Origin of the sequence: Pseudomonas sp. FP2309 (assembly GCF_030687575.1) — a bacterium.
Lineage (GTDB): Bacteria > Pseudomonadota > Gammaproteobacteria > Pseudomonadales > Pseudomonadaceae > Aquipseudomonas.
The window spans coordinates 4,662,443-4,687,605 of sequence record NZ_CP117439.1 but is presented as its reverse complement, the minus strand read 5'-3'; the positions used below and the strand labels follow the sequence as shown (position 1 = coordinate 4,687,605).

General features: G+C 60.4%; 25 protein-coding genes and 2 pseudogenes. 12 read left to right on the top strand and 15 right to left on the bottom strand.

All coding sequences use genetic code 11. The features are described from left to right. Positions 1–5 precede the first annotated feature (5 nt). Positions 6–374: a glyoxalase superfamily protein gene (locus PSH59_RS21575; protein WP_305393624.1), complete on the top strand. Its 369-nt coding sequence runs from the start codon at positions 6–8 to the stop codon at positions 372–374. 191 nt (positions 375–565) lie between these two features. Here the strand turns inward: PSH59_RS21575 and PSH59_RS26455 are convergent. From PSH59_RS26455 to PSH59_RS21565, 3 genes and pseudogenes are all read right to left on the bottom strand, one after another. After that, positions 566–1,159 (bottom strand): annotated as a pseudogene (locus tag PSH59_RS26455) (methyl-accepting chemotaxis protein); the annotation flags it as partial. 309 nt (positions 1,160–1,468) lie between these two features. After that, a pseudogene (locus tag PSH59_RS26450) lies at positions 1,469–2,485 on the bottom strand (methyl-accepting chemotaxis protein); the annotation flags it as partial. Between the two features lie 177 nt (positions 2,486–2,662). Next, positions 2,663–8,413: a membrane-targeted effector domain-containing toxin gene (locus PSH59_RS21565; protein WP_305393623.1), complete on the bottom strand. Its 5,751-nt coding sequence runs from the start codon at positions 8,411–8,413 to the stop codon at positions 2,663–2,665. Between the two features lie 199 nt (positions 8,414–8,612). Between PSH59_RS21565 and PSH59_RS21560 the strand changes: the two genes are divergently transcribed. Next, positions 8,613–9,230: an FKBP-type peptidyl-prolyl cis-trans isomerase gene (locus PSH59_RS21560; protein WP_248083656.1), complete on the top strand. Its 618-nt coding sequence runs from the start codon at positions 8,613–8,615 to the stop codon at positions 9,228–9,230. Positions 9,231–9,366: 136 nt separating this feature from the next. Here the strand turns inward: PSH59_RS21560 and PSH59_RS21555 are convergent, their stop codons facing one another. The 3 genes from PSH59_RS21555 to PSH59_RS21545 form a co-directional block, all read right to left on the bottom strand. Next, the gene (locus PSH59_RS21555) at positions 9,367–9,624 is read right to left on the bottom strand and encodes a hypothetical protein (protein ID WP_003176054.1); all 258 of its coding nucleotides are present in this window, start codon (positions 9,622–9,624) and stop codon (positions 9,367–9,369) included. A gap of 161 nt (positions 9,625–9,785) precedes the next feature. Then, positions 9,786–10,127 carry a zinc ribbon domain-containing protein YjdM gene (locus PSH59_RS21550; protein WP_003230858.1) on the bottom strand — a complete coding sequence of 114 codons (342 nt, stop codon included), beginning with the start codon at positions 10,125–10,127 and terminating at the stop codon, positions 9,786–9,788. Positions 10,128–10,231: 104 nt separating this feature from the next. Next, a complete protein-coding gene (locus PSH59_RS21545) occupies positions 10,232–11,200 on the bottom strand; it encodes a polyprenyl synthetase family protein (protein ID WP_305393622.1) in 969 nt (322 codons plus the stop codon). A 239-nt stretch (positions 11,201–11,439) separates the two neighbouring features. On the opposite strand from PSH59_RS21545, the gene rplU reads away from it, so the two are divergent. The 7 genes from rplU to PSH59_RS21510 all read left to right on the top strand — a co-directional run bounded on the left by rplU (position 11,440) and on the right by PSH59_RS21510 (position 17,060). After that, positions 11,440–11,754, top strand: a complete 315-nt coding sequence (rplU, locus tag PSH59_RS21540; protein ID WP_017847748.1) for a 50S ribosomal protein L21 — start codon at positions 11,440–11,442, stop codon at positions 11,752–11,754. Between the two features lie 34 nt (positions 11,755–11,788). Further along, positions 11,789–12,046 (top strand): 50S ribosomal protein L27, encoded by a 258-nt coding sequence (gene rpmA, locus PSH59_RS21535; RefSeq protein ID WP_003176049.1) that lies wholly within the window; start codon positions 11,789–11,791, stop codon positions 12,044–12,046. Between the two features lie 193 nt (positions 12,047–12,239). After that, positions 12,240–13,463 (top strand): Obg family GTPase CgtA, encoded by a 1,224-nt coding sequence (cgtA, locus tag PSH59_RS21530; protein WP_003176048.1) that lies wholly within the window; start codon positions 12,240–12,242, stop codon positions 13,461–13,463. 136 nt (positions 13,464–13,599) lie between these two features. Then, positions 13,600–14,718, top strand: a complete 1,119-nt coding sequence (gene proB, locus PSH59_RS21525; RefSeq protein ID WP_305393621.1) for a glutamate 5-kinase — start codon at positions 13,600–13,602, stop codon at positions 14,716–14,718. 16 nt (positions 14,719–14,734) lie between these two features. Then, positions 14,735–15,199 (top strand): CreA family protein, encoded by a 465-nt coding sequence (locus PSH59_RS21520; protein ID WP_248083658.1) that lies wholly within the window; start codon positions 14,735–14,737, stop codon positions 15,197–15,199. 101 nt (positions 15,200–15,300) lie between these two features. Then, positions 15,301–15,783: a glutathione peroxidase gene (locus PSH59_RS21515; protein ID WP_248083659.1), complete on the top strand. Its 483-nt coding sequence runs from the start codon at positions 15,301–15,303 to the stop codon at positions 15,781–15,783. Positions 15,784–15,956: 173 nt separating this feature from the next. After that, the gene (locus PSH59_RS21510) at positions 15,957–17,060 is read left to right on the top strand and encodes an NADH:flavin oxidoreductase (protein ID WP_248083660.1); all 1,104 of its coding nucleotides are present in this window, start codon (positions 15,957–15,959) and stop codon (positions 17,058–17,060) included. On the opposite strand, the gene PSH59_RS21505 is transcribed toward PSH59_RS21510, so the two are convergent. Both PSH59_RS21505 and cysZ read right to left on the bottom strand, forming a co-directional pair. Further along, complete coding sequence (locus PSH59_RS21505; protein WP_305393620.1) at positions 17,029–18,231, bottom strand: glycosyltransferase family 1 protein; 1,203 nt, start codon at positions 18,229–18,231, stop codon at positions 17,029–17,031. The two genes, PSH59_RS21510 and PSH59_RS21505, sit on opposite strands and share 32 nt — an antisense overlap. 54 nt (positions 18,232–18,285) lie before the next feature. Continuing rightward, positions 18,286–19,050, bottom strand: a complete 765-nt coding sequence (gene cysZ, locus PSH59_RS21500; RefSeq protein WP_305393619.1) for a sulfate transporter CysZ — start codon at positions 19,048–19,050, stop codon at positions 18,286–18,288. Between cysZ and PSH59_RS21495 the strand changes: the two genes are divergently transcribed. Together PSH59_RS21495 and trxB are read left to right on the top strand one after the other, a co-directional pair. Continuing rightward, positions 19,049–19,204 carry a hypothetical protein gene (locus tag PSH59_RS21495; RefSeq protein ID WP_248083663.1) on the top strand — a complete coding sequence of 52 codons (156 nt, stop codon included), beginning with the start codon at positions 19,049–19,051 and terminating at the stop codon, positions 19,202–19,204. The two genes, cysZ and PSH59_RS21495, sit on opposite strands and share 2 nt — an antisense overlap. Positions 19,205–19,332: 128 nt before the next feature. Next, positions 19,333–20,295: a thioredoxin-disulfide reductase gene (gene trxB / locus PSH59_RS21490; protein WP_003194076.1), complete on the top strand. Its 963-nt coding sequence runs from the start codon at positions 19,333–19,335 to the stop codon at positions 20,293–20,295. 91 nt (positions 20,296–20,386) lie between these two features. On the opposite strand, the gene PSH59_RS21485 is transcribed toward trxB, so the two are convergent. From PSH59_RS21485 to PSH59_RS21460, 6 genes are all read right to left on the bottom strand, one after another. After that, a complete protein-coding gene (locus PSH59_RS21485) occupies positions 20,387–20,725 on the bottom strand; it encodes a HopJ type III effector protein (protein ID WP_305393618.1) in 339 nt (112 codons plus the stop codon). Continuing rightward, complete coding sequence (locus PSH59_RS21480; protein WP_248083665.1) at positions 20,718–21,014, bottom strand: DUF1244 domain-containing protein; 297 nt, start codon at positions 21,012–21,014, stop codon at positions 20,718–20,720. Before PSH59_RS21480 ends, PSH59_RS21485 begins: the two co-directional genes overlap by 8 nt. 72 nt (positions 21,015–21,086) lie before the next feature. Beyond that, complete coding sequence (gene folX / locus PSH59_RS21475; RefSeq protein ID WP_248083666.1) at positions 21,087–21,458, bottom strand: dihydroneopterin triphosphate 2'-epimerase; 372 nt, start codon at positions 21,456–21,458, stop codon at positions 21,087–21,089. A gap of 2 nt (positions 21,459–21,460) precedes the next feature. Further along, positions 21,461–22,021 carry a GTP cyclohydrolase I FolE gene (gene folE / locus PSH59_RS21470; protein WP_248083667.1) on the bottom strand — a complete coding sequence of 187 codons (561 nt, stop codon included), beginning with the start codon at positions 22,019–22,021 and terminating at the stop codon, positions 21,461–21,463. Positions 22,022–22,041: 20 nt separating this feature from the next. After that, on the bottom strand, positions 22,042–22,752 hold the full coding sequence (gene folM / locus PSH59_RS21465) for a dihydromonapterin reductase (RefSeq protein ID WP_305393617.1): 711 nt from the start codon (positions 22,750–22,752) through the stop codon (positions 22,042–22,044). Positions 22,753–22,808: 56 nt separating this feature from the next. Further along, positions 22,809–23,369, bottom strand: coding sequence for an antibiotic biosynthesis monooxygenase (locus tag PSH59_RS21460; protein WP_248083669.1), 561 nt, complete (start codon positions 23,367–23,369; stop codon positions 22,809–22,811). Positions 23,370–23,580: 211 nt separating this feature from the next. Between PSH59_RS21460 and PSH59_RS21455 the strand changes: the two genes are divergently transcribed. Beyond that, positions 23,581–24,540 (top strand): MerR family transcriptional regulator, encoded by a 960-nt coding sequence (locus tag PSH59_RS21455; protein WP_305393616.1) that lies wholly within the window; start codon positions 23,581–23,583, stop codon positions 24,538–24,540. A gap of 2 nt (positions 24,541–24,542) precedes the next feature. Here PSH59_RS21455 and PSH59_RS21450 read toward each other — a convergent pair whose 3' ends face one another. Continuing rightward, entirely contained in the window at positions 24,543–25,148 is a 606-nt protein-coding gene (locus PSH59_RS21450; RefSeq protein WP_248083671.1) for a hypothetical protein, read from the bottom strand. Positions 25,149–25,163 lie beyond the last annotated feature (15 nt).

The window sequence follows — 25,163 nt, the reverse complement described above, 5'->3', positions numbered from 1 at the left end:
TTGCCATGCACTTAGGAAAAGTCATCCCCATCCTGCGGATTTTCGATGAGGTCAAGGCGTTGGAGTTTTACGTCGACTTCCTCGGGTTCAAGGTCGATTGGCAACATCGTTTCGAGACCAATTACCCGCTGTATCTGCAAGTGTCTTTGGGCGAGTGTGTGCTGCATTTGTCCGAGCACCATGGCGATGCCTCGCCGGGTTCGGCGGTGCGGATCCAGGCGCAAGGGGTGGATGCTTACCAGCAGCTGTTGCAGGACAAGGACTACCGTTATGCCAAACCCGAAGTTGAGGCGACGCCCTGGGGCTCGCGGGAGATGAGCGTCAAGGACCCGTTTGGCAATCGCGTGGTGTTTGTCGAGGAAGGCGAGGGCTGAGCGCCAAATTCCATGCAATAAAAAACCGCCTTGGCAGGGCGGTTTTTTATTGCAATCCCAGCGCGTGGTTGGGGTTGCGGGCTCACAGCAAGCGCTGACGTAACGACGATGCCACTTCTATGGTGGAGCGTTGCGCAATACCCGACGATAAGAGGCCGCCTCGGTTGATACCGAGGCGGCCTTTTGGTTTGTCAGACCCGGAAATGGCTGACCATCTGCTGCAACTGGCTGCCCAGGCGCGCCAGTTCCACGCTCGACTTGGCCGTTTCGTCACTGGCGGTAGCGGTCTGTTCCGATACATCGCGCACATTCACGATGCTGCGGCTGATCTCTTCGGCCACGGCGCTTTGCTGTTCGGCGGCGGCGGCGATCTGCTGGTTCATCGACTGGATGTTCGACACTGTGCGGGTGATGTTCTCCAGGGACACGCCCGCCTTGCGGGTCAGTTCGACGCTGCTGTCGGTGAGGCTGCGGCTGTTGTTCATCACGTTGGCCACTTGTTGGGTGCCGTTCTGCAAACCTGCGACCAGGCCTTCGATCTCTTCGGTGGATTTCTGGGTGCGCTGGGCCAGGCCACGCACTTCGTCGGCCACGACGGCAAAGCCACGACCGGCCTCACCGGCGCGCGCAGCTTCAATCGCCGCGTTCAGTGCCAGCAGGTTGGTCTGTTCGGCCACGGCCTTGATCACGTCCATCACGCTGCCGATCTTGTTGCTCTCTTGTTGCAGATGGCTCATGGCGTCGGTGGAACGCGCGACTTCAGCCGCCAGGCGTTCGATCTGGGCGATGGCTTCCGCCACCACTTTGTCGCCTGCGCGGGCTTGGCCATCGGCATCGGCGGCCGCCAGCGAAGCCTGTTCGGCATTACGCGCCACTTCCTGCACGGTGGCAGTCATTTCGTGCATTGCGGTGGCGACTTGATCGGTCTCGATCTTCTGACTGTTGACCCCGGCGCTGGTCTGCTCGGTCACGGCCGACAGTTCTTCGGCGGCACTGGCGATCTGGGTCACGCCGTCACGAATACCGCTGATCAACTCACGCAAGGTGGTGCCCATGCGCTGGATGCCTTGCTGCAGCACGCCCAGTTCATCGCGGCGGGTGATCTGGATGTTGTGGCTCAGATCGCCGGAGGCAATGCGTTCGACCACGGCCAGGGTGTCCTGGATCGGGCGCGTGATCTGGCGGGTAATCACCCAGGCGGCGATGATGCCAACCAGCAGCGCGAGCAAGGTGCTGATCAACTGCAGGCTGCGGGCCTGTGCGCTTTCGACGTCGCGACGGTTGAGCTGGATCTCGTAGAGCTTGTCGCTGATGGTGACGATATCAGCGCCCTGCGTGGTCATTTCGGCACGGGCGGCGACGATGTTGGCGTTGGCTGTCTTGTAGTTCTGCACGGCGGTGCGATAGGCGCCCAGGGCCGTTTCCAGGGCGGTCAGCGCGCTTTGCTGGCTGGCGCCAAAGGCAGCGCTGAGGTCTTTCAAGCTGCTGATGGTTTTTTCGATTTGCGCGGCGGCGCGCGCTTCGGTGTCCGGGTTGACGTTGCCGGTATAACCGCGCACTTCGTAGCGGGCCGACAGGAACTCGAATTTAGCGTTGGTCACGGCCTGAAACTGCGCGAAGCGTTCCGGGCTATCAGGCATCTGTTGCACGGTGGCATCCAGTGCATTGATCTGCGCGTTGGCAATGTCGGCCTTGTCGCCCATCACCTGGCGCGAGGCGTTGCCGTTACGGTAAGCCTCGCGCATTTTGTTCAGGGATTGCTGGTAAGCCGTGATGACCGCTTTTTGCTCATTGAGCAGCTTGACGTTTTCCGGGCTCTTGAAGCTGTCGAGCAGTTTTTGCTGCTGGGTGGTGAAGGCATCCAGGTTGGTCTGAACGTTCTGTGCCACGGCTTCGTCGCCATTGGCCAGCATGTACTGCAGGCGCACGATGCGCAGTTTGGTCAGTGAGGCGTTGAGCTGAGTGATGTCGCTCATCCAGTTGCTGCGGTCGATCAGACCGCCCAGGCTGGTCCAGCCGGTGAGGGCCAGGATCGAGGTGAGGACCAGTACCAGGCCGAAGCCCAGGCCCAGTTTGAGGTTGACGCTTATGTTACCGAACCAGCTATTCATCGAATGCTCCACAAGAGTGATGTCTGTTTGCTGGACGGTGTTGTTTTTTGAGCCAGCCAGGGTGTGTAGGGCTGTATCGGCAGCTGGCACGAGATCTGAAACGGTTTTTTGACCCAGGGGTTATAAGAGCGCCAAGACGCACGGCCCGGTTCGCGTTGAACCGGGCGGTGCAGGTGTCTAAGGCGCAGGTGTGAGCTGTATGACCTCTCTGAGCGCGCGGATCAGGCTGTCTTGAGACAGGAATCGCTGATCTTTAAGCGCGTCCCAACGGTCGATGAAAAAGTGTCCCGTGGCATCTGTCTGGATCGGCGTGGAAACAACCTGACCGCTGTTGGATTTATGCAGCAGGTTGGTGTGCTCCGGCGTGGGCCGTTCAATCAGGAAATGCCCGACATTCTTCAGGCGCGAGCGCTCTAGCGGAACGAACGGCTCCGGGGGCGTTATGCGTTCGAACCCGACGTTCAGGATGAAGTCGCTGCGTAATGCTCGCCATTTGGTTTCGCTGAACACTTGCCAGGTGCCGGGCTCAAAGCCCTTTGCCAGGCCGGTGGCGCTATCACGTATGTGCACGCTGATGACGCCATGCATGGGCCCCAGCCCTGGGATGCCCGCGTAGGTGTCCGTATGGGCGCTGCCCATGAACGCCACCCACTTGTGCGCCCCCTGTGCGGCCTGGTCGGCCTGGATAGCGTGGGAGGCGAAGTAACTGAACATGGCGTTGCGCAAGGCGTCCGGGTCCGGAAGTGCTTGCGACGTCCCTCTGAGCCCTTTGAGGTTATAGCTGGCCGCGCAATCGAGGGCGCGGACGCGGATCCCGTGTTTGTTGGCCGCTTGCAGGACATTGGTGTAGGTGTAGGGCCCCTGGTAGTGGGCGGTCTTGCCATCGTAAAAACGCATGTGCCCGACATCCTGGCGTTGCAGAAAGGCTTTGAGGGTGTCGGGCAGTTTTGCGGTCTGGTTGAAGAGGTTGAGTTCGAGTTGGTGCAGGTCCGTTTGCAAATGCTCGACGTATAGCGTGCGTACGCCCTGTTTCTTCAAATCCGCCATGTGCTCGATCAGAAACTTCTTGGCCGACTCCGCGGCATGGGCTTCGCCGATCACCAGGCCTGGGGCATAGGTGTAGGCGGCCTGGATAAAATCCCGTTCGGTGCGCAGCAGGGCCGCATCCGGCAGCGGCGCTCTGGCGGGAGGCGTGTAGTTACTGAAATACGCTTCGGCGGCCGTGTGCAGGCGGCGCCGCGCTTGGGCAAAGGCGCTGAAGGTCTCCTGCAGTTCCGGCAGTGCCGGTGCGTAACTGGTGTCCAGGCCCCTGTGCGTCATCTGCAGCTCGCGCAAGTGCTCCCTGAACGCCGGCGCTACATCGAATGTGTTGAAGTGGGTGGGCTCGGGCAATGCCGCGACGTTGGGTACGAGCGGTGCAGGTAGCGCAGCAGCAGGTGTGAGCGTCGGCGCTTGGTAGTTCGTTTTCAGGCTGAGCCTGAAATCCACTGGGTCGCGCCAGAGGCCCACTGCTGAATCGGTGTTGACGTCGTCGATGCGCAGGCCGAATGCGCCGTTCAAATCGGCCAGCCCAGGTATGTGCTCGGCTGTCCGCACCCGGCTGTGTTCAACCAGCGCCACCCAACGCGTTCCCGGCTGGTCGGCCAGGTCGGCGTTGAGCGCTTTGTGCGAGTAGAAATTGCGCAACCCGTTGGCCCGCGGCGGCGACTGGGCGTCTTCGATAATGTGGAAAGCATGGCTCATGTCATAGGACGTCGCCGCATCGAGGCCTTTGAGTTCGATGCCGTGCCTGCGTGCCGCTTTCATCAGGCTCAGGTAGGACGGGGAGGCACCTTCGCCGAGGTTGAAGGTGCGGTCGACGCGGCCCAGGTGTTTTTCGATATGCCGGGATGAACCCTTGGTATTGAGTTTGTGCAGCTTCAGTCGGAACACGTCGTTAGGCAGATGCTCGATGTACAGGCGCTTGACGCCGTGCCTGGCCAGTTCACCGATGTTCTCGATCAAAAATTGCTTGCTGGCGATCGACTCGCTCACCTCACCGATCACCAGTCCGTCACTGTGTTTGAACAGCGACTCGATGATCTGTGCATGCGCGGCATCGTTGGCCAGCGTCGGCAGTGACGGGCGAGGCGCCGCTATTGAGGCGGACCAGAACGCCTCGGCATCTCGGCTCAACGTCTCTACCTGCTTGAGGTACGCCTGGTGAATCGGCGCCATGTGCTCACGGTGTCTATCGATGAGATAGGTGCGCGGCAGCACCGGGTCATCCGTGAGCAGCGACCGCCTGAAGTCGGGCTTGAGCAGGCGCTCGACATCGCGCCAGTGTTGCGCGTCGACTTCATACGCCTTGAGCGCGTCGGCGGTTTCCGGCAGTTTTTCATATTTAGGCGCCCCCCCGACCACCCCCGAACGCTGCCAGCGACCGTCTGTGGTCTTTTCCACCAGGCGCGCTGTTGATTGCAGCCGTCCACTGGCAGCGTCAAGACGAAACAGCAGGTAACGTCCCAATGGGTCAGACACCCTGGGCGCCCAGTACCACTCGCCGCGCAATAACACGGGCTGCATGTTTTCCGTCGACGGCATGGGTGTTAACAGGGCGCGGGTTCGCGTGATGGCCTGGCCATCGCTCGTGCCGTGCAGGCTTGGGCGTGCGCGCAGGCCGGTCGACTTGAGTGAGCCCAATGCAGGGCGAAGGTCGGTAAATAATGCGCCACCGGCATTGAGCAGGTAGCCGAGCAAGTGCTGGAAGGCGGCATCGGTGTGGCCCTGATGGTAAGCCTGCAGGGCCAACATGGCGTCCTTGAAGGCCAGCAGCAGGCCAGTGCCCAGGCTCAGGACGGGGAAGGGCGCGGTCGCGATGGCGGAGACCCATTCCACACACGTCCACACAATGCCCATGATCATCTGGGTACGCTGGGGGGTTGCGGCGAAGACATCATCTATCTTGCGTTGCAGCTTCATGTTGTACAGCTCGTGCCGTAAGTCCTTGAGCGGGCTGACGCGGGCAAGGCTGTCGTAGCGCGGTGGGCTGGGTGTCGTTCGATTGATGTGCTCGGGCAGTTGCTCACGCGCCGCTTTCAGGAACTGACCTACGCGTGCCCGGGATGGGAGGGGCGCGCGTTCGGTCAAGTAGCCCACCATGCCATCGACTTTTTTCAGCGTGTGGTTGAACAGCCGCGCTTCGCGAAAGGCGATGTGATCGGGTGCGTTAGGGGTGTAGAGCAACACCGGATCGTCGCCGTGGCTGAACAGGAAGGTATCGTTGATCCAGTCGCCGTCTATCGTCAGGCGATGGATCGGGTATTGGCCGCGAACGGCGACGGATGTGTCGCCCATGCTTTGGATGCTGGTTTCAAGCCAAGCCAGATCGATGCTGCTGATATGGCCTTTGAGTTGGCATTCCAGCGCGGCACTGCGCATCTGCAATTGCGTGATTGCCAGGGTTGCAGCGCGGCGTTTGGCATAGCCTGGGCTGTTGCTGTTTTGCAGGGTGCTGCGCACTGCGTTGATATAGCGTTGGCCGATCCAGGCGCCGCGCACCGAGGCGGCGACCTTTTGCGCGGTCAACCGGCTGAGGTCGAGGCCTTCGGGCCCTTTGAACGTGGCGGACTGCGCAAATGCCTCGTTCAGAAAACCGATGCTGTCGTCATAGCCGTCGCGGTACAGCGTGGTGTAGTTGACTGCTGCCGGGGTCGACGTCAGGGCGTGCCTTGGGTAGTAGGCCCACACCTTATCGGGGTCCACGTCGTTTTGTGGCCGGGCGAGCAACCCATTGAGCGCGGTTTTCGCCTGTTGATGCAGGTAGGTCTCGAAGCTTGGGAAACTGTGCTCCGATTGCGGGTCGGCCTTGTAAGTGCGCAGGGCGCCTTCGGCGTCATCGGCCAGCGACAGTAGCTTGCGGCGATTGGCGGCGTGGGTTGAGGTAAACCAGGAGGGTGTCGTGGAGCGCTGGTCATCCACCTGGGTGGCGAGGAAATGTTCGGCCATGCTGCCAAGGCAGTCGGCGTGCGTGCAGGGACTGTCGAATTTGACTTCCTGGTATTCCCGTTCGTGGGGTTTGAAACTCAGGCCCATCAGGGTGCGTGCCATGGCCGCGCGAAACCGCAGGGCCACGCGCTCCAGCAGGTAATCGGTCATGGTTTGCCTGTCGGGGTGTGAGCCGTTATCCCGGCTCCAGCCCAGCACGTGGGTCTGGCACGCTGTTTCACTGTCGAACGCCATGAATTGCTCAGCCCTGGGGGCTGACGGCGTGCACAACAGCACGCGGATCGGCGTGCCATGGGCGTCCACTTGGCGCAGCACCCACAGGTCCTGCAGTTGGGCGTCGTGCAGTGACAGGGTCGATGCGCTCAGTTGCGGATCGCGGCCTTCGCGCAGGTGCTGGATCAACTGATAGTCCGCTGCGCTGATGTGGTTTCGCAGCAGGGCGGCATAGGCCAGGCAATTGATGCGCTGATCGAGCAAGTGCCGGATGGCGTGTTTGAGTCCCGGTTTTGTGTGGATGCTCCGTTGTACCTGCGCGAAAGCCAGGCGCGGTTGCACGGTGTCGAGCAATTGCACGAGATAGCTGGGGGTCAGCTCTGCGTAATCTTCAGGCAGTGGCTTGCCTGCATAGCGCAGGGTGGTGCTTTGTAGAAAGTCCGAACCCGGTTGCTCGTCGTCGCTGTGCAGGCCGCGCAGGGCCAGTTCGGTCAGGGAATTCTGGTGGTTGTAGTCACCGACCCCTGGTACGCGGCGTTGGGTGCTGACCTGCAGTTGATCGGGATTGAGGTCCTGAATGTCCAGATCGACGTCCAGTTGTTCGGTCAATTGATAGCGGGCCAGTGCATGGGGGGAGGCAGCGGGGCCAAAAAACGCGGTCAGCGCCTGGCGTGCCTGATTGTACTGCTGGATGTGTTCGGCCAGCAGCGCTTGCTGGGTGGCCGTGGCGCTGCGATACCAGCCTGGAGCGCTGTAGCGCAGGCTCCGTTCCAGTAAGGCTTGGGCACGCAGTTCGAGGCGCTGATCGTAGGTGGGCAGTGCCGCGCCAATCGCCCAGTCCAGTTGGTGATAGAGGCGCTGGCCACTGTGTTCGGGGTTGTCGATCAGGCTTAGCGCCCATTCGATGTCCTGTGTGCGTTTATGCACGCGAGCGTTGTAGAGGTGTTCAAACAGCGGCTCGCTGCTGATGTTTTCCAGCGCCAAGGGCCAGATGCCGGCGGCGCTCAGGTCCTGATAGCGCTGCGGCAGGCAGTCGATAAATGCCTGCCGCCGGTCGACGTGGGACAGCAATTGTTGCAGCCACGTGTCGAGCTGGAGTAGTGAATCAAAGGCCTCCAGACCGCGTGAGGGTAAAAACAGCAGCACGGGGCCAACATTCGCTTCGCTGTTCAGTGCATCGACCACCAGTGTGGCCTGCTCGGTGAGTACAAAGGCCCCGGCGACTTCCACGGGCGAATCCTGATAAGTGAACCTCAATGCATACAGCCCGGGGCGCGCGTCGGGGCCGAGGGTGACTGTTTCAAGTACGTCGATCCACTGCCGATGCAGCAGTCGATCCTTGATGCGCAGCTTGGTTTCTTGCTCCAGAGCCGTGATGCCGGCTTCGAACGTCAGGTAGGACTTGCGACTTTTGCCCTCGATCTGATGGCGCTGATCGAGTTCATTGAGCTGTGTCACCAGCTCGGCTTTCAACCCGTTGAGCAGCGTTCGGCCAGGTTCGTTCGCCAGGTCGGCGTTTTCGACGGACTGATACAGCAGGCGAGCGCTCTGCAACAGGGCTTGATTGCTCGTCTTGAGGGTCTGGTTCAGGCGCTCCAACGTCATGAGTTCGTCGGGCCTGTTCTGCGCGGCGATCGGGTGGTCTTGCAGCAGGTAATCGCTGATCTGCCCGAGGTCGCTGCGTATTTCCTCGAACGAGGGAGGGTGATCCAGTGGGGTGAGGGGCATGTCTAAAACTCCATAAAGCAGGGGAGCTCTAGCTTGTTGTCCGACGTTATGGGCTCGGTGGTAGATAGGTAAAGGCCGGCGAGGGGCTCATCACTCGTGGGCCTTGTGTGCTAGTCTGCGGGCCCTTTTAGTTCTGGGCTGTACGAAAAAACCTGCTCCTTTGGCGGTTTTTAGTGTTGCCCTACAGCGGAGCCTCTTCATGTCCGAAGTTAATCTGTCCACCGACGAAACCCGCGTCAGCTACGGTATCGGCCGTCAGTTGGGCGACCAACTGCGTGACAACCCGCCACCTGGCGTGAGCCTGGACGCGATCCTGGCTGGCCTGACCGACGCGTTCGCCGGCCAGCCAAGCCGTGTCGACCAAGAGCAAATGGCTGCCAGCTTCAAAGTGATCCGCGAAGTGATGCAAGCCGAAGCTGCTGCCAAGGCTGAAGCCGCTGCCGGCGCGGGTCTGGCATTCCTGGCTGAAAACGCCAAGCGTGAGGGCATCACCACCCTGGCTTCCGGCCTGCAATTTGAAGTGCTGACCGCCGGTGACGGCGCCAAGCCGACCCGTGAAGACCAAGTGCGTACTCACTACCACGGCACGCTGATCGACGGCACTGTGTTCGACAGCTCCTACGAGCGTGGTCAGCCTGCAGAATTCCCGGTTGGCGGCGTGATCGCCGGCTGGACCGAAGCGCTGCAACTGATGAATGCCGGCAGCAAATGGCGCCTGTACGTGCCGAGCGAGCTGGCTTACGGCGCTCAAGGCGTGGGCAGCATCCCGCCGCACAGCGTTCTGGTGTTCGACGTCGAGTTGCTCGACGTTCTGTAAGACCTGTTTTGGTTGTGTGCAGGAGCTGCCTTGCCTGCGATGGGATCAACTCGATATGACTTCAGATCGAGTCGTCTGCATCGCGGGCAAGTCCGGCTCCCACCTAAACCTGTGCGCTCAGGTCTTGCGCATTTGTTCATGGATGGAACTTGCCATTCAGCTCCGTCGCCGGGCGCAATGCTCGGGCATAGCAAAATAGAAACAGATTACGCACCACTTCCTTCAGTACTCCCGGTTCGCTTGAACTCAGGCCGTTGACGTCCAGGTCACCCTGGTCTTGCAGCTCAGTGAGCGCTTCTTCTTCCAGCACCGCACAGACTTCGCCGGTTTCCCGGTGCAGGATCCGCAGGTAAGGGTGTGGTCGGTCCAGCCAGGCATCTATCAAATAAGTCATGGGTCACATCTCCTTGATGGGTTTCAATGAGAATAATTCTTATTCGTAGAATAGCAAGCGTCTATTGGCGATTTATGGTTTTTTCTGTGTGGGTATTGAGGGGGGTCAACGGGGAGGGTAAAACGCCATCCCGCGGCGGGCGCGGGATGGATGCAGCAGATTCAGACTTTACGCACGAATTCAGACTTGAGCTTCATCGGGCCGATACCGTCGATTTTGCAGTCGATGTCGTGGTCACCGTCGCAGAGGCGGATGTTCTTGACCTTGGTGCCGACTTTCACGACCAGCGACGTGCCCTTGACCTTCAGGTCCTTGATCACGGTGATGGTATCGCCGTCCTGCAGGACGTTGCCCACAGAGTCTTTCTTCACGGTTTCATCGCCCGCCACTTCGGCCTCGCCATTGGCGGACCACTCATGGGCGCATTCCGGGCAGATCAGCTGGGCGCCGTCTTCGTAGGTGTATTCGGAGTTGCATTTCGGGCAGGGAGGCAACGTGCTCACTAAAGCTCCTTGAGAGTCAGGGATGGCTAAAAGTCGCACATTGTATAGGGTTTTAGCGGGGAGGAGGTAGGCAGGAGCCTGGCGGGCTCCTGTCGGTGTCGCCATCAGTGCGTGCGCGCAACCGCGAATTCGCTCAGTTCAACCAGGGCGTCCCGGTATTCGCTGGCAGGCAGGGCTTGCAGACACTGGATCGCACGGGCCACGTAGTCACGCGCCAGCTGTGCGGTGTAGTCCAGCGAACCCGAGGCTTCAACGGCAGCACGGATGCTTTCGAGATCCTCGATGCCGCCTTTCTGGATCGCCTTGCGCACCAGGGCTGCCTGTTCCGGCGTGCCTTCACGCATGGTGTAGATCAGCGGCAGGGTCGGTTTGCCCTCGGCCAGGTCATCACCGACGTTCTTGCCCAGGGTCTCGGCGTCGCCACGGTAGTCGAGCAGATCGTCCACCAGCTGGAACGCCACGCCCAGGTGATCACCGAAAGTGCGCAGGGCTTCGGCCTGTTCGGCGGTGGCACCGCACAGTGCGGCGGCGCTGTGGGTGGAGGCTTCGAAGAGCATCGCGGTTTTGCCGCGAATCACTTCCATGTAGGTTTCTTCGGTGGTGCTGGCGTCGCGCACTTTCGACAACTGCAATACTTCGCCTTCGGCAATGATGCGCGTGGCCTGGGACAGAATCTTCATCACCGGCATCGAGCCCAGCTCGACCATCATTTCGAACGAGCGCGAGTACAGGAAGTCGCCGACCAGGACGCTGGGGGCATTGCCCCACATGGCGTTGGCGGTTTCGCGGCCGCGGCGCATGCCGGACATGTCAACCACGTCGTCATGCAGCAGGGTGGCGGTGTGCAGAAATTCGATGGTGGCGGCCAGCAGGCGCAGGTCATCGCCTTGGCGGCCCAGGGCCTTGCCACACAGCAACACTAATAAAGGACGCAGGCGCTTACCGCCCGCCGACGTAATGTAGTCGCCAATTTTGGAGACCAGCGGCACTTTAGACGTCAGCTGCTGCTTGATGATGCCGTCGACGGCGCTAAAATCGTCCGCGACCGCGCGGTAGAAAGCTTGGGGTTGCATCAGCGACAGTCGCTCCAGAAGGGTTGCGCGGCATGCTAGGACCCTGACCCCCGGGTGTCAAGGCGCGATAGACGGCCACTTGCAAGGCCTCAATAGCTTGCGTACAATCGCGCACCCTGAACTTCCTGGGCAGCACCTGCCTTACGCAATTGCATTCGGGACGTCCATCCCATGCAGCCATGCCAGCCAATACCTCTTCTTATAAAGAGCTGGGTGAGCAGGATTATCGGAGAAATACCATGTCGTACGCAGTAATTGTTACTGGTGGCAAGCAATACAAGGTCGCCCCAGGTGAATACCTGAAGATCGAAAAACTGGAACTCGCTACTGGCGACTCCGTTACTTTTGATCGCGTTCTGTTGGTCGCCAATGGCGATGACGTGAACATCGGCGCTCCAGTTGTTGCTGGCGCTACCGTTGTGGCTGAAGTGATCTCCCAAGGTCGTCACGATAAAGTCCGCATCATCAAGTTCCGTCGTCGTAAGCACCACATGAAGCGTATGGGCCACCGCCAGTGGTACACCGAGATCAAAATCACCGGTATTCAGGCTTAATTTCAGCCTAATTCCTCACTAGGAGAATTGACTCATGGCACACAAAAAAGCTGGTGGTAGTACCCGTAACGGTCGCGACTCAGAAGCCAAACGCCTTGGCGTTAAGATGTATGGCGGCCAGAAAATCATTCCGGGCAACATCATCGTGCGTCAGCGCGGCACCCAATTCCACGCCGGTTACGGTGTAGGCATGGGTAAAGATCACACCCTCTTCGCGAAAATCGAAGGCGTGATCAAGTTTGAAGTAAAAGGCGCGTTCAACCGCCGTTACGTGAGCGTTGTCGCAGCTTAATTGCGAGATCGCTGGAAAAGCCCTGTCTTGCGACGGGGCTTTTTCGTTTGTGGAGTGAGTCTCTTGCAAAGCTGTTTGTAATGGGCTCAAGCGCTGGATATGCGGTCGCTGTTTGAGGTCGCTGCGCTCATTTTTGCAAGAGTCTTATGTCTTGGTTTCTTAAGCTCGTCCGTGCGACGAGAGGCGTTTTGTTATGAAGTTCGTTGATGAAGTTTCCATCCGAGTAAAAGCAGGCGACGGCGGTAACGGTTGCATGAGTTTCCGTCGCGAAAAATTCATCGAAAACGGTGGCCCCAACGGCGGTGACGGCGGTGACGGCGGTTCCATCTACATGATGGCCGACGAAAACCTCAACACCCTCGTCGATTACCGTTACACCCGGCACTTCGATGCCGAGCGCGGCTCCAACGGCGGCAGCACCGACTGCACCGGTAAAAAAGGCGAAGACCTGGTACTGCGCGTCCCGGTCGGCACCACGATCATCGACTCCGCAACCCAGGAAGTGATCGGCGACCTGACCAAGGCCGGCCAGAAACTGATGGTTGTGCAGGGCGGCTGGCACGGTCTGGGTAACACCCGATTCAAGTCCAGTACCAACCGTGCACCACGCCAGACAACGCCGGGCAAGCCAGGCGAGCAGCGCGACCTCAAGCTGGAAATGAAAGTACTGGCAGACGTTGGCCTGTTGGGCCTGCCGAACGCCGGCAAAAGTACCTTCATCCGCTCGGTCTCGGCCGCCAAGCCGAAGGTCGCCGATTACCCGTTCACCACCCTGGTGCCGAACCTGGGCGTGGTCAGCGTCGACCGCTGGAAAAGCTTTGTCATCGCCGACATTCCCGGCCTGATCGAAGGCGCGTCCGATGGCGCAGGCCTGGGGATTCGCTTCCTCAAGCACTTGTCGCGCACCCGTTTGCTGCTGCACCTCGTCGATATGGCACCACTGGATGAAACCAGTGCTGCGGATGCCGCCGAAGTGATCGTCAGCGAATTGACCAAGTTCAGCCCGGCCCTGGCCGAGCGTGATCGCTGGTTGGTGCTGAACAAGTGCGACCAGATCCTCGAGGAAGAGCACGAGGAGCGCGTCAAGGAAATCGTTGATCGCCTGGAGTGGACTGGCCCGGTGTACGTGATCTCGGCCATCGCCAAAGAAGGCACCGAGCGCCTGACCCGCGACATCATGCGTTACCTTGAAGACCGTGCCGACCGCCTGGCGGCCGACCCGGTGTACAAGGCCGAACTCGCCGAACTCGATCAGCAGATCGAAGACGAAGCCCGCGCCCAGTTGCAAGCCCTGGACGACCAGCGTGCCCTGCGCCGCAGCGGCGTGAAGTCGGTCCATGACATCGGTGATGACGATTGGGACGAAGAAGACGTGGATGATGAAGACGGTCCGGAAATCATTTACGTGCGCGACTGATTCGTTGCAGTAAACTTAAGCGCCGCTCACTCGAGCGGCGTTTTGGTATCTGGGTATACCGTAGTCACGAATGTAGTCACGAATAACGTTATGGGCCGCGCTGGGTCGCGTGGTCCTCACTCTAAGGTTGAAGATGATGCGGAGCAAAGTGACAGGTGCGCAGCGCTGGGTCGTGAAGATCGGAAGTGCGCTGCTGACGGCCGATGGCAAAGGCTTGGATCGCGCAGCCATGGGCGTGTGGGTCGAGCAGATGGTGGCCTTGCATGAAGCAGGCGTCGAGTTGGTGCTGGTGTCGTCCGGGGCTGTTGCCGCCGGGATGAGCCGCCTCGGCTGGACCGCGCGACCCAGCGCGATGCACGAACTGCAAGCCGCCGCCGCTATCGGTCAGATGGGCCTGGTGCAAGCCTGGGAATCCAGCTTCGCCGAGCACGGCCGCCACACAGCGCAGATCCTGCTGACCCACGACGACCTGTCCGACCGCAAGCGCTACCTCAATGCCCGCAGCACGTTGCGCGCCCTGGTGGAGCTCAAGGTCATCCCGGTGATCAACGAAAACGACACGGTGGTCACCGACGAAATCCGCTTCGGCGACAACGACACTCTGGCCGCCCTGGTGGCCAACCTGGTGGAAGCGGACCTGTTGGTGATCCTGACTGACCGCGACGGCATGTTCGACGCCGACCCACGCAACAACCCCGACGCCCAACTGATCTACGAGGCGCGTGCCGATGACCCGGCGCTGGACGCCGTGGCCGGCAGCGTCGGCGGCGCGTTGGGCCGTGGCGGGATGCAGACCAAGTTGCGTGCTGCGCGCCTGGCGGCGCGCTCCGGTGCCCATACCATCATCGTCGGTGGACGGCTGGAGCGTGTGCTGGACCGCCTCAAAGCCGGTGAGCGCATTGGCACGCTGCTGTCGCCGGAGCGCGGCATGCTGGCTGCGCGCAAGCAGTGGCTGGCGGGGCATCTGCAAACCCGTGGCACCCTGGTGCTGGATGATGGCGCCGTGTCGGCCTTGTCCCAAGGCAACAAAAGCCTGCTGCCGGTGGGCGTCAAGTTGGTGCAGGGCAGTTTCCGCCGCGGCGAGATGGTGGTGTGCGTTGCGCCCGACGGTCGTGAGATCGCCCGTGGCCTGGCCAACTACAGTGCCCTGGAAGCGCAGAAAATTATTGGACAATCGTCTGACGCGATTGTCGGACTCTTGGGTTATATGGCCGAACCGGAACTGGTTCACCGCGACAACCTGATTCTGGTTTAACCAAAGGAAGCACATGATGCGCGTGATGAAGGGATTGCTTGGCCTGCTGTTGGCCGTGCCGCTGCTGGCCTCGGCTGAAGAAGTAGGCCAGGTATCGACCGTGTTCAAGTTTGTCGGCCCCAACGACCGGATTGTGGTCGAGGCGTTTGATGACCCCAAGGTCGACGGCGTGACCTGCTACCTGTCGCGCGCCAAGACGGGCGGTGTCAAAGGCGGCCTGGGCCTGGCTGAAGACCGTGCCGAAGCCTCGATTGCCTGCCGTCAGGTCGGACCGATCCGCTTCAAGGGCGAGCTCAAGGACGGCGACGAAGTGTTCAAGGAGCGCACCTCGCTGGTGTTCAAGACCATGCAGGTGGTGCGTTTCCTCGACAAGAAGCGCAATACCTTGGTGTATCTGGTCTACAGCGACCGCCTGATCGAAGGCAGCCCGCAGAACGCCGTAACCGCCATTCCGATTCTGCCGTGGCCGACCGCTCAGTAATCTGCGGGCGGGTTTTGTAATCGGCGTCTATGATTGCAGGCTTGCGGGTTGTAATCTCGAGCGGTCGCAATGCAAAGAATATGGGATATCTGGAGTTCGTCATGAGTGCTTTCCACGACCTGAAACTCAAAGCTTTGGACGGACAGGAGCTGCCACTGGCGCCCTTCAAGGGGCACGTGGTGCTGGTAGTCAATGTGGCGTCCAAATGTGGCCTGACCCCGCAATACGCGGCACTGGAAAACCTCTACCAGCAGTACAAGGATCAGGGGTTTACCGTTCTTGGCCTGCCGTGTAACCAGTTTGCGGGGCAGGAGCCGGGCACTGAAGAAGAAATTCAGGCGTTCTGCAAACTGAACTATGGCGTGACCTTTCCCCTGGGCAGCAAGCTTGATGTGAACGGTGCCGATCGTCATCAGTTGTACCGCCTGCTGGCGGGCGAGGGCGCCGAATTTCCAGGGGACATCACCTGGAACTTCGAAAAATTCCTGCTCGGTAAGGACGGTCGCGTGCTCGCGCGTTTCTCGCCACGCACAGCGCCGGATGACCCTGCGGTGGTCCAGGCCATCGAAAAAGCCCTGAGCTGACGCCCTCACCTGGGCTTTTGTGGCGAGCGGGCTTGCCCGCGTCGGGCTGCGCAGCAGCCCGTCTGACCTTTCTTGCTTTTACCCCTTAATCACCCAGATCAATAGTGCTACTCAGCACCCGGCACTCTCCATATTATCCGCGTCATAAACCTCGTCTCCCGTGGAGTGCTCCCATGCCTGTCCAAGCCTTGTTCAAACCTTTCCAGCTCGGTGCACTGCAACTGTCGACCCGTGTGGTTATGGCGCCAATGACCCGTTCGTTTTCGCCGGGTGGCGTGCCCAACTCCAAGGTCATCGAGTACTACCGTCGCCGAGCGGCGGCGGGCGTGGGCTTGATCATCACCGAAGGCACCGTGGTCGGTCACCAGGCTTCCAACGGCTACCCGAATGTTCCGCATTTTTACGGTGAAGCCGCGTTGGCCGGCTGGAAGAAAGTGGTCGACGCCGTGCATGCCGAAGGTGGCAAGATCGTTCCGCAGTTGTGGCACGTGGGTAGTGTGCGGCGTATCGGCACCGAGCCCGATGCCAGCGTGCCGGCCTACGGGCCGATGGAAAAACTCAAGGATGGCACGGTGGTTGTCCATGGCATGACTACCCAGGACATCAAGGACGTCATCAACGCCTTCGCCCAAGCGGCCAAGGACGCCCAACGCATCGGCATGGACGGCGTGGAAATCCACGGTGCCCACGGCTACCTGGTGGATCAGTTCTTCTGGGAAGGCAGCAACCAGCGTACCGATGAATACGGTGGCAGCCTGGCCAATCGCTCGCGTTTTGCCATCGAGTTGATCCAGGCCACCCGCGCCGCCGTCGGCCCTGACTTCCCGATCATCTTCCGGTTTTCCCAGTGGAAGCAGCAGGACTACACCGCGCGGCTGGTGCAAACCCCCGAGGCGCTGGGTGAGTTTCTAAAGCCGCTGTCCGACGCTGGGGTGGATATTTTCCACTGCTCCACGCGTCGTTTCTGGGAGCCTGAGTTCGAAGGTTCCGAGCTCAACCTGGCCGGCTGGACTCGCCAGCTCACCGGCAAGCCGACCATCACCGTGGGCAGCGTCGGCCTGGATGGCGAGTTCCTGCAGTTCATGGTCAACACCGACAAGGTTGCACAACCGGCCAGCCTGGAAAAACTGCTGGAGCGCCTGAACAACGACGAATTCGACCTGGTTGCCGTGGGCCGTGCGCTGCTGGTGGACCCGGAGTGGGCGGTGAAGGTGCGTGAAGGCCGTGAGGGCGACATCCTGCCGTTCAGTCGTGAGGCGTTGACGACCCTGGTGTAAGGGGCGACAGGGCGGGCACCGGGTGCCCGTCCTTGCACACCCCGCGTAACTGACGCTCGAACTGCTCGATAATCGCCGGCCAGCCCTGGCGACTGGCATGCTGGCGCGCATTCAAGCGGGCTCTGCGCAACGTCTCACGCTCCTCCAGCAGCCAGATGGCGGCATCGCAAAACGCATTTTCATCCCCCGGCATCGCCAAGGCACCGCTGTAGCCATGGCGTAGATGCTGGCTTGCGGCTGCCTGGTCGTAGGCCACCACCCCGAGGCCGGAAGCCATGGCTTCGAGCACCACGTTGCCGAAGGTTTCAGTCAGGCTGGGGAACAGAAACAGATCCCCGGAAGCGTAATACTTTGCCAGCTCTTCGCCGCGCTGGGTGCCGCAGAATGCCGCCTCCGGCAACTCGCGCTCCAATAGCGCGCGTTGTGGGCCGTCGCCGACGATGATCAGCTTCATGCGCCGTTGCGGGTATGTCGCCTGCAACGCATCAAAGCAGCGCTTGAGCACGCCGAGGTTCTTCTCCTGAGCCAGGCGCCCCACGTGCAGCACGCCAATGTCGTCGTTTCCCAGGCCCCAGCTGTCACGCAAGGCGTTGTCACGCTTGGCCGGGTGGAACAACTGACTGTCGACCCCGCGGGACAGCATCCCCAGCCGTTCGAAATGTCGGCGCTCCAGCTCCAGGCGCTGGCTGGCGCTGGGTACCAGGGTCAGGGTGGAGCGGTTATGAAACCAGCGCAGGTAATGCGTGACCATACGGCTCAACAGGCTCAAGCCGTACCGGTTGGAGTATTGCTGGAAATTGGTGTGAAAACCGCTGACCACGCTGATTCCCAAGCGGCGTGCCGCGCGCAGTGCCGACAGCCCCAGCGGCCCTTCCGTGGCGATGTACAGCACGTCCGGACGTTGCCGTGTCCAGCGTCGCAGCAGCTTGTGCATCGACGACTGGCCCCATTGCAGGCCCGGATAACCCGGCAGCGGCCAGCCACGGCACAACAGCAAGTTGTCATCACTCGGACGGCTTTGGTCAGTGCCCTGGCGCGGGCGCACCAGTTCGACCTGATGGCCGCGCGCGCGCAAACCGTCGCACAGGCGGCCAAGGGTATTGGCCACCCCGTTGATTTCTGGCGGGAAGGTTTCGGTAATCAGGGTGATGTGAAGCGAAGCTGTCGTCATGGCTCACAGTGTCACTGTGGGCCATGTCGTCATTGTGTCATCCAGATGATGGATTTATGACTTGATGACCTTTGGCGCCGCCATCGCCTCGGCCCCCTGCTCACGCACCCAGAACAATGTCGCGCCCGCTACCGCCGCCGGCATCATCAGCAGGTTGACCACCGGCACCAGCAGCACCAGGTAAACAATCCCGCCGAAACTCATGCTCTGCCAGCGTTTCTGGCGCAGCCACGCGAGCATCTCGTTCCAGCCCAGTTTGTGGTTGTCGGCCGGGTAGTCGATGTATTGGATCGCCATCATCCACACGCCGAACAGCAGCCACAACGGCGCAGCGATCAGGTTCACCACCGGGATGAACGACAGGATAAACAGGCCGATGGCCCGCGGCAGAAAGTAGCCCAACTTGCGCATTTCGCGGGCGAGGGTGCGTGGCACCATGGCGATCAACTCGCCCCAACTGAAGGCCGGGAAGTCATCGGTGCCACGCACCACCACTTCGACCTTCTCCGAGAGAAAGCCATTGAACGGCGCAGCAATGATATTGGCGAGCATGGTGAAGGTGAAAAACACCATCAGCACCACCAGCACTACAAACAATGGCCACAGCAGGTAATTCAAAAAGCTCAGCCAACTGGGCAGCGTCGGCATCAAATGATCGACCCACAGGCTGAACTGATGCCCGGCGAAGTAGATCAGGCCGACGAACAGCACGATATTGATCACCAGCGGCAGCAGCACGAACAGACGCAAGCCTGGACTGAGGACCAATTTAAGACCTTCGCGCAGGTATTGCGGGCCGGAAAGAGCAGGGGCGGGCATGGCGAACTCCGAGCAGGATAACGAACGCGCCGACCTTACCGGCTTTGCATTCAAGGTGAAAGCCGCGACATCAACGGTAACAAAGGCGTCGATCAGCCGCGCTGACTGCATAGAGACCGCCTATGAGCTGGATTGTTATTCCGTATTTCCTTAATCTTGCCCCCCTCTATACGCTTCACCCATTATTTTTCAGGATCTGCGAGTTAAAGCCTTCCCCAAGTGCTTCGCGGTCCTTTTTTATTCCCGCCGTCTTGTGGTCCGGACGGTCGATAGGAGCGAGTCATGTCTGATACCCGTCATTCGCGAGTGATTATTCTCGGTTCCGGCCCCGCCGGTTACAGCGCTGCCGTCTACGCTGCGCGGGCCAACCTCAAGCCGCTGCTGATCACCGGCATGCAGGCAGGCGGTCAGTTGACCACCACCACTGAAGTCGACAACTGGCCGGGCGACGTGCACGGTCTGACCGGCCCGGTGCTGATGGAGCGTATGAAAGAGCACGCCGAGCGCTTTGAAACCGAGATCGTGTTTGACCATATCAACAAGGTCGATTTCTCGAAAAAACCGTACAGCCTGACCGGCGACAGCGGCGTCTACACCTGTGACGCGCTGATCATCGCTACAGGCGCAAGCGCTCGTTACCTGGGCCTGCCGTCCGAAGAAGCGTTCATGGGCAAGGGCGTTTCCGCTTGCGCAACATGCGACGGTTTCTTCTACCGCAACAAGCCTGTCGCCGTGGTCGGGGGTGGCAACACCGCCGTGGAAGAGGCGCTTTACCTGGCCAACATCGCCAGCACCGTGACCCTGGTTCACCGCCGCGAGACTTTCCGCGCCGAGAAGATTCTGATCGACAAGCTGCACGCCCGCGTCGCTGAAGGCAAAATCATCCTCAAGCTCAATGCCACTCTGGATGAAGTCCTGGGCGACAACATGGGCGTGACCGGTGCGCGTCTGAAGAACAACGATGGCAGCTTCGACGAACTGAAAGTCGACGGCGTGTTCATCGCCATCGGCCATACCCCGAACACGTCGCTGTTCGAAGGCGTGCTGGAAGCCAAAGACGGTTATCTGGTGGTGCAGGGCGGCCGTGAAGGCAATGCGACCGCGACCAACATCGAAGGTATCTTCGCTGCTGGCGACGTGGCAGACCACGTGTACCGTCAGGCCATCACCTCGGCCGGCGCTGGTTGCATGGCGGCCCTGGATGCCGAGCGTTACCTCGACGGTTTGAAGGACGCTTCGTTCTAACCCGTTGATTCAAAAAAACCGGCGAAAGCCGGTTTTTTTATGCCTGTGATCCAGCCAGCACCACGAAACAAATGTGGGGTTGGCGATGAAATCAACGGCGTTTCAGAGGCTGTTCAGCAAATTTCACAGCGGCCAACCCATGGGCAATCAATGCACGAATGTTGCCATGGTCACTGCCGTCCGGAGTGTCCACTACCGACCGGTAATGCTCACCAAACGCCAGCAACGCTTCCCGATCACTCAGCCCTTCCAGCAGCGCCAAACCCAGGGTCTTGCACGATCCTTCGTTTTGCCCGGCGGCGTTTTCCACGCTGCCGTTCGTGAAGGCTTGTGGCTGGTAGTCGTAACCGGCCGCGATAAACGCGAGGGTGTCGGCAAACAGGTGTCCGCCGCTGTTGAGGCTGGCGCGCAGGGTGTTCAAATCAGTCATGAGGTTTTCCTTTGGCGAACGCCGCCTGTTGATCGGCGCTGGCTTCTTTCTGGTATTGGGCTTTCCACTCGGCGTATGGCATGCCGTACACCACTTCACGGGCGTCATCGAGGCTCAGCGCGATCTGGCGCTCGTCGGCCTCGGCCTTGTACCACTTGGACAAGCAGTTACGGCAGAAACCGGCGAGGTTCATCAGGTCGATGTTCTGCACATCCTTGCGGCTGTCCAGGTGCGCCACCAGCCGGCGGAAGGCGGCGGCTTCGAGTTCGAGGCGTTGTTGATCGGTCATGTGGGGGGCTCTTTGAGACAGCTTCCAGCGGGTGAGCTTCAAGCTGCAAGTTGGAATATTTGTGGCTTGCCGCTAGCGGCTTGCCGCGAGCGTTATCGAAACCGACTCGGCAAATCGCAGCGCATGGGGCTTGTCCACCTCGACTTCGGCGTACAGCACCGACTCATTGCTCATCACCAGGTCCAACAGTTCCTGGGTCAGGCGTTCGAGCAAGGCAAAGCGGTTGCCTTCCACGTGGGCAATGATCGCCTTGGTGATGGTGCGGTAGTTCAGCGCGTGGTCGATATCGTTGTCACGCACCGCTTCCTGAGCGGCATACAGGATGCTCAGGTTGATCAGCACGTCCTGCTTGTTGAGGATTTCGTCCTCATTGATGCCGATATAGGTGCGCAGGCACAGGTCCTTGACCCGGATGCGCGCCATGCCTGGTTGAAGTTGTGACATTGCTACTTGCTCCGTCCAATCAGTTGCAGGAACTCCATGCGCGTGGTGTTCGATTCGCGGAAGGCGCCGAGCATCACCGAGGTGTTCATGGTTGAATTCTGTTTTTCCACGCCGCGCATCATCATGCACATGTGCTTGGCCTCGATCACCACCGCCACACCGGCGGCCTGGGTCACTTGCTGGATAGCGTCGGCGATCTGCCGCGTGAGGTTCTCCTGGATCTGCAGGCGCCGGGCGAACATGTCGACGATGCGTGCCAGCTTCGACAGGCCCAACACCTTGCCGGTCGGAATATAGGCCACATGGGCCTTGCCGATAAAGGGCAGCAGGTGGTGTTCGCACAGCGAGTACAACTCGATGTCCTGGAGGATCACCATCTCGTCATTGTCTGAGGCAAACAACGCGCCATTGATGATGGTATCCAGGTCCTGCTCGTAGCCATGACACAGGTACTGCATGGCTTTGGCGGCGCGCTGGGGAGTGTCGAGCAGGCCTTCGCGCTCCGGGTCTTCACCCAAGCCCTTGAGAATTTCGCGGTAATGGTGGGGCAGGGATAAAGTCATACAACATCCTCGCAAACGGCTTACTTGATGTGCCGCCCGCCGTTGACGGTCAGGGTGGTACCGGTGACATAGGGGTTATCCAGCAGGTAACGCACGCTCTGGTAGATCACCTCGGGCCCGGGTTCGATGCCCAATGCCGATTTGGCCAAGACTTTGGCTCGGTAGGCTGCGTCGTCGCCTTCGTTGAACATCACCATCGCAGGTGCGATGCCGTTGACCTTGATCAGCGGCGCAAACTGCGCGGCAAACGACAGCGTCAGGCTGTCGAGTCCGGCCTTGGTTGCGCAATAAGCGATGTGCTGGCGGCTGCCCTTGCGCACCACATCGTCGCTGATGTGCACGATGTCGGCAGGTGTCGAGCGTTGCAGCAAAGGTGAACAATGCAGGTTGATCAGGTAGGGCGCAAGCATGTGCACGCTGAACATGTCAGTGAATGCGCGGCTTTCGTCGCCGGGGGTTTCCGCGACCCAGGCCGAGGCGTTGTGGATGATTGCGCGCAGGCTTTGGGTATGGGTGTGCAGTTCAGCGATAAACGCCAGGATTCCGGTTTCGCTGGAGAAATCTGCAAACACGCCGACCGCACCCCGTTCGCGCAAGGCCTGCACGCCGGGGCGTTCGCTGCGGTAGCTGAAAATGACCGACTGGCCCTCATCCAGCAGGCGTTGGGCGCAATGCAGGCCAACACGCTGGCCGGCGCCGGTGATCAAAATCGGGGCGTTCGTTACAGTCATGGGAGGCTCGCGTCGCTGGCAGGCGCAAATCATACCAGCGACGGGCCGCCCCTGTATCACGCAGCCGCTTCGGTAGCCTCGCGCGGCGTGGGGGCCGGATGCAGCCAGTTCGCCAGCAGGTGAGTCGACAGCGGGATAAACAGGTAAACCATCAGCGGCGTCAGCGCCAGCGTGCTGACCAGCACGCGAGGCAGCAGGTCCAGCTCATTGAGCAGCGGACCCAATACAAAGTTGAACAGTAGTGAGACGGGGAAGAATGCCAGCCAGATCGCGACCGCCTGTTTCCAGCGCGGCGGACGCGCACCCACGGCGCCAAACCAGCCATCGATGCCGCGTACGCGGTGCTCGGACGGGTCGGCAAACAGGTCGCTGCCACGGCTCAGCCAGGTACTGCGGGAAGCGGAAAACTCCCAGGCATGCAGGGTCTTTTCATCGGCGAAGCGGAAAATGATCTGGAACTCATCATCGTCCGGCGGCGGAGCGAGTACGCCGGAACCCAGGTAACCGGGAAAGTCCGTGGCCAATTGCTCGCCTTCGCGCAGCCAGGCCATCAGTTCTTCGTAGCGCCCTTTGGCGACGCGGCGCGCAACCATCAAGGTAACGGGAGAGGTAGACATTGTGTATCTCCAAATATTCGGGTGCGCTGGACCGGGTAGGCGGCGCACAAACACAGCGACGGGGTAGTGCCGCTATGTAAAAACAGGCAAGGATTATTCCTGTTTTGCCGCAATACGCCAGCGGCATTGGTCCGAAAAGCCAGGCGCTTGAAAAGGACAGGCTTAAAGGCGTTAAATGGGCGCCCAGTCACCGTTGGTTTTTTGCCCTCAAATGCCCGTGATCACTGCTCCCGTTGATAGTCTTTCGCATCTGGATATCGCCGATTCCGGTGTGCTTTTCCCCATCCGTGAAGTCTCGAGACTGACAGGCGTTAACCCGGTCACCCTGCGTGCCTGGGAGCGGCGTTATGGTCTGATTCAGCCCATGCGCACCGAAAGCGGGCACCGTCTCTATTCCAAAACGGATATCGAGACCGTCAATCGTATTCTCGACTGGATCGAGCGCGGCGTGGCGGTGAGTAAGGTGGGCAAGATTCTCGCGCGTGACGCTCAGCAGGCCGAAGCCATTCGCGCTGAGCGGGACACGATTGAAGAGGGCGAGTGGTCGCGATGGCGAGTCCTTCTGATGCAGAGCGTCAGCGCCTTTGACGACCGTCAACTGGAGCGCCTCTACGGCCAGATTGTTGCGAGCTATCCCGCAAGCGTGGCGTTCCAGAATGTTCTGATGCCCTTGTGGGGTGAACTCGGGCGCCATCAAGGGCGTTTCGGCCAGGCCAGTGAGTGGCTGTTTTTCGATGCCTTCATGCGCGCGCATACCCTGCTTCGCCTGCAGCTCGCGACGGTGTCAGAGGCACCGAGGGTTCTGTTGGCGGCCATGCCCGGCGAGTGCCGCACATTGGAGTTGCTGGTCGCGGCGCTGTTGCTCAGTCGTGAGGACCTGGCCGTGAAAGTGCTGGGCATGGGCCAGCCGTTTGATGAATTGACCCTGGTGTGTGAGAAATTCCGCCCTCAAGCGTTGGTGGTTTTTTCCAACCATTCACACAAGTATGAACTGGTCGGGCGCCTTAACCGTCTGGCGCAGACCCTGGATTGCCCGCTGTTCATTGCCGGTGCCGCGTCGGACCTGGCGGAGGAAGACCTGGCGGGTTCCGCCGTCGGCTGCCTGGGCAGTGAAGGACGTTTGATGCAGCGCCGTTTGCAGCAGTTTCTCAGCGGCAGCCTGGATACCTGATATCAGGCATGTATCTGCGGATGCGCCAAGCGGTGCTGATGCAGGATGAACTGGCGCAGACGTTCGGTTTCGTCTGCATCGCCCTGGCTCAGCCGGTAGGCAAACAACCCTCGGGCGGTTTCTCGCTCAAAGCTACCGCGCAGCGCAATGCGTTCATACCCGGACGGGCTGAACCACAGGGAAAAGGTTTTCGGCGGTTTGACCCGGCCGCGGATCTCCACCAGTACCCCCTTGAATGACACTTCGTGCACCCATAGCGCACCGGGATTGCCCCGCACGTTCTCCAGTGCCACCGGCATTTCCAATGCCAGGCGCCACGGCCGGATCATCGGCCCGTCTTCAAAAATAGTTGGCACCCCCAAACGCAGATGCACGGCATTGAACTCATCCTCGACCAGATGCAGAGGAAAAGTCAGTTGCTGGTTGTCGAATTGGGCCTGGATCGTAACCTGGTCGTGGGCGGCCAACCGGGTGAGCAAGTCGCGAATCTGTGCGCCCCCATTGACCGTCAGGCTCGACGAAGCATCCCGCAGGTTGAGTTGCGGGTTGTGCTGCATGCTCTGGATGAAATCCAGCTCATCTTGGGTCAGGAGCGTATTGCGTTGCATCGCGGTTGCTCGTAG

Bases quoted from the DNA above. Each gene is read 5' to 3' on its own strand.
- cgtA (WP_003176048.1), top strand. From the start codon at position 12,240: ATGAAGTTCGTTGATGAAGTTTCCATCCGAGTAAAAGCAGGCGACGGC.
- folE (WP_248083667.1), bottom strand. From the start codon at position 22,021: ATGACTTTATCCCTGCCCCACCATTACCGCGAAATTCTCAAGGGCTTG.
- proB (WP_305393621.1), top strand. From the start codon at position 13,600: ATGCGGAGCAAAGTGACAGGTGCGCAGCGCTGGGTCGTGAAGATCGGA.
- rpmA (WP_003176049.1), top strand. From the start codon at position 11,789: ATGGCACACAAAAAAGCTGGTGGTAGTACCCGTAACGGTCGCGACTCA.
- PSH59_RS21545 (WP_305393622.1), bottom strand. From the start codon at position 11,200: ATGCAACCCCAAGCTTTCTACCGCGCGGTCGCGGACGATTTTAGCGCC.
- folM (WP_305393617.1), bottom strand. From the start codon at position 22,752: ATGACTGTAACGAACGCCCCGATTTTGATCACCGGCGCCGGCCAGCGT.
- PSH59_RS21485 (WP_305393618.1), bottom strand. From the start codon at position 20,725: ATGACTGATTTGAACACCCTGCGCGCCAGCCTCAACAGCGGCGGACAC.
- PSH59_RS21565 (WP_305393623.1), bottom strand. From the start codon at position 8,413: ATGCCCCTCACCCCACTGGATCACCCTCCCTCGTTCGAGGAAATACGC.
- PSH59_RS21560 (WP_248083656.1), top strand. From the start codon at position 8,613: ATGTCCGAAGTTAATCTGTCCACCGACGAAACCCGCGTCAGCTACGGT.
- PSH59_RS21510 (WP_248083660.1), top strand. From the start codon at position 15,957: ATGCCTGTCCAAGCCTTGTTCAAACCTTTCCAGCTCGGTGCACTGCAA.
- PSH59_RS21555 (WP_003176054.1), bottom strand. From the start codon at position 9,624: ATGACTTATTTGATAGATGCCTGGCTGGACCGACCACACCCTTACCTG.
- PSH59_RS21515 (WP_248083659.1), top strand. From the start codon at position 15,301: ATGAGTGCTTTCCACGACCTGAAACTCAAAGCTTTGGACGGACAGGAG.
- cysZ (WP_305393619.1), bottom strand. From the start codon at position 19,050: ATGCCCGCCCCTGCTCTTTCCGGCCCGCAATACCTGCGCGAAGGTCTT.
- PSH59_RS21455 (WP_305393616.1), top strand. From the start codon at position 23,581: ATGCCCGTGATCACTGCTCCCGTTGATAGTCTTTCGCATCTGGATATC.
- PSH59_RS21460 (WP_248083669.1), bottom strand. From the start codon at position 23,369: ATGTCTACCTCTCCCGTTACCTTGATGGTTGCGCGCCGCGTCGCCAAA.
- folX (WP_248083666.1), bottom strand. From the start codon at position 21,458: ATGTCACAACTTCAACCAGGCATGGCGCGCATCCGGGTCAAGGACCTG.
- PSH59_RS21480 (WP_248083665.1), bottom strand. From the start codon at position 21,014: ATGACCGATCAACAACGCCTCGAACTCGAAGCCGCCGCCTTCCGCCGG.
- PSH59_RS21575 (WP_305393624.1), top strand. From the start codon at position 6: ATGCACTTAGGAAAAGTCATCCCCATCCTGCGGATTTTCGATGAGGTC.
- rplU (WP_017847748.1), top strand. From the start codon at position 11,440: ATGTCGTACGCAGTAATTGTTACTGGTGGCAAGCAATACAAGGTCGCC.
- trxB (WP_003194076.1), top strand. From the start codon at position 19,333: ATGTCTGATACCCGTCATTCGCGAGTGATTATTCTCGGTTCCGGCCCC.
- PSH59_RS21450 (WP_248083671.1), bottom strand. From the start codon at position 25,148: ATGCAACGCAATACGCTCCTGACCCAAGATGAGCTGGATTTCATCCAG.
- PSH59_RS21495 (WP_248083663.1), top strand. From the start codon at position 19,049: ATGGCGAACTCCGAGCAGGATAACGAACGCGCCGACCTTACCGGCTTT.
- PSH59_RS21505 (WP_305393620.1), bottom strand. From the start codon at position 18,231: ATGACGACAGCTTCGCTTCACATCACCCTGATTACCGAAACCTTCCCG.
- PSH59_RS21520 (WP_248083658.1), top strand. From the start codon at position 14,735: ATGCGCGTGATGAAGGGATTGCTTGGCCTGCTGTTGGCCGTGCCGCTG.